Source organism: uncultured Mycobacterium sp., assembly GCF_964249325.1.
Classification (GTDB): Bacteria; Actinomycetota; Actinomycetes; order Mycobacteriales; family Mycobacteriaceae; genus Mycobacterium.
In genome coordinates this window covers 28,374-29,994 of sequence record NZ_CAXUCH010000028.1, presented here as the reverse complement: position 1 = coordinate 29,994, position 1,621 = coordinate 28,374, and the positions used below count along the sequence as shown (strand labels likewise).

The window sequence follows — 1,621 nt, the reverse complement described above, 5'->3', positions numbered from 1 at the left end:
TCCAAGTGATCTACGAGCAGGCCAACGCCCACGGCCAAAAGGTGCAAACCGCCAGTTCCAACATGGCCAGCACCGACAGTGCCGTCGGCTCCAGCTGGGCCTAGTGCCACGTCGGGCTAATCAGGGTTGCCGAAGATGGATACCACTCCTTTGGATTCGAATAGCGCCAAGCGAATGGCATCGGGCGTCTGGTAACCATGTTCGCGGAGAATCGCGTCAAGGTCGGCATGGGTGATACCGCATCGTTTCATGTTGGCCTGGTGCAATTGCCCGTCGCGGATCAGCACCCGAACCGGTGGGTCAACGAGGCGACGCATCCACGGGTTGAAACGCAGCCGAGCGACGATGTCATGCGCAGCAATTAACGTCAGCAGTGCCGCTGCCCCTGTGAGCCATGACGTGTCGGCGGCCGTGGCGGTCCGGCCCACAATTGCGCCCACTGCGACGGCGGTCACCCAGTCAAACGGTGTGAACGCGGAGATGGTGCGACGAAGCGTGAGCCGGAAAGCCCCGGCGGCAGTTACGAATAGCGCAAGCGCCTTGAGCGCTGCATAGGCTGCGGGCTGCCATCCATCGATTAACTGCGCCAGCACCTCGTTCATCGAAAACACCCGCCGTTTCGGCTGTCGTATGTCTGGTTGGCAGCGCGCGCTATTGGGAGCCGCCCTCGTGCGTCGACCATTGTTCCCTCCTTATTTCTCATGAGCGCGGCCCCGCCATGAATTGGCCGCTCGAGCGATCGTCCACCGAGTCGAAATCAGCTCGAGCGCAACGCGTTGCGTCGCATTCCCGTTTTGGTTCATACAGCATCGACGCAGCCCTTCCGGGCAGTACACCACACTCGGCATATAATGACTCTATGCAACAGTGTGGTTAGGTGCTGGTTTGACTTGGTTGCGGAATAGGCGCGAAGTGCCGCGGGCCACTCACTGGAAGGATGAGGAGGGTGCAGATCACCAAGAACCTCCGTCCGCCGAAAAAGTTGAGAAAGCTAGTTTTTCGCGTTCCGATCTATGTGTATCGAGCTGGCCTCGGCCCGATTTTCGGGCAACGTCTTTTGCTGCTGCGTCATATCGGGCGGGTGTCGGGCAAGCCACGTCAAGCGGTACTCGAAGTCGTCGACCATGATCCCGCCGACGACAGCTTTGTCGTCGCCTCGGGATGGGGACCGACCGCCGCGTGGTACCGCAACGTCATGCATACGCCCGACGTCACGATCCAGGTGGGCAGGCGGAATATGCCGGTGAGAGCGGTGAAGCTCGACGAAGAGGACGGAGCGAAGATCTTCGCGAAATACGCTGCGCGTCATCGAGCGGCGGCGAAATACCTACTCCCGCGACTACTTGGCTACTCAGTCGATGGCTCAGAGGCCGACTTTCGTGCGGTCGGGCGGCAGCTGCCGTTTATCCGCTTTGTCCCTCGCTAGCCCTGACGGGGGAAGCCGGTATGGGCGGTCCGTCCGCCGGTATCGACGACGGGTTGCTTGTGATCCATAGCCGTGGTCTACAGCTGCCCAACATGGGCGGCCGGTTTCTGCATGGCCGCTTGCTGCTGTTCAGAGCGCGTCGAGGCCGGGCGGCGAACGTACCTCACCCAGGTCAGAAGGCCAGCAACGATATAG

General features: G+C 61.0%; 2 protein-coding genes and 2 pseudogenes (1 of these 4 running past the window's edge). 2 read left to right on the top strand and 2 right to left on the bottom strand.

All coding sequences use genetic code 11. From position 1 onward, the window contains the following. Positions 1 to 104 (top strand): annotated as a pseudogene (locus ACFE99_RS06170) (type VII secretion protein EsxI); the annotation flags it as partial. 12 nt (positions 105 to 116) lie between these two features. Here ACFE99_RS06170 and ACFE99_RS06165 read toward each other — a convergent pair. Then, a complete protein-coding gene (locus ACFE99_RS06165; protein ID WP_375483414.1) occupies positions 117 to 602 on the bottom strand; it encodes a DUF421 domain-containing protein in 486 nt (161 codons plus the stop codon). Between the two features lie 335 nt (positions 603 to 937). On the opposite strand from ACFE99_RS06165, the gene ACFE99_RS06160 reads away from it, so the two are divergent. Next, positions 938 to 1,426, top strand: coding sequence for a nitroreductase family deazaflavin-dependent oxidoreductase (locus tag ACFE99_RS06160; protein WP_375483412.1), 489 nt, complete (start codon positions 938 to 940; stop codon positions 1,424 to 1,426). A 77-nt stretch (positions 1,427 to 1,503) separates the two neighbouring features. Here the strand turns inward: ACFE99_RS06160 and ACFE99_RS06155 are convergent. Further along, positions 1,504 to 1,621, bottom strand: a pseudogene (locus tag ACFE99_RS06155) (nitrate/nitrite transporter) (it continues 1,304 nt past the right edge of the window).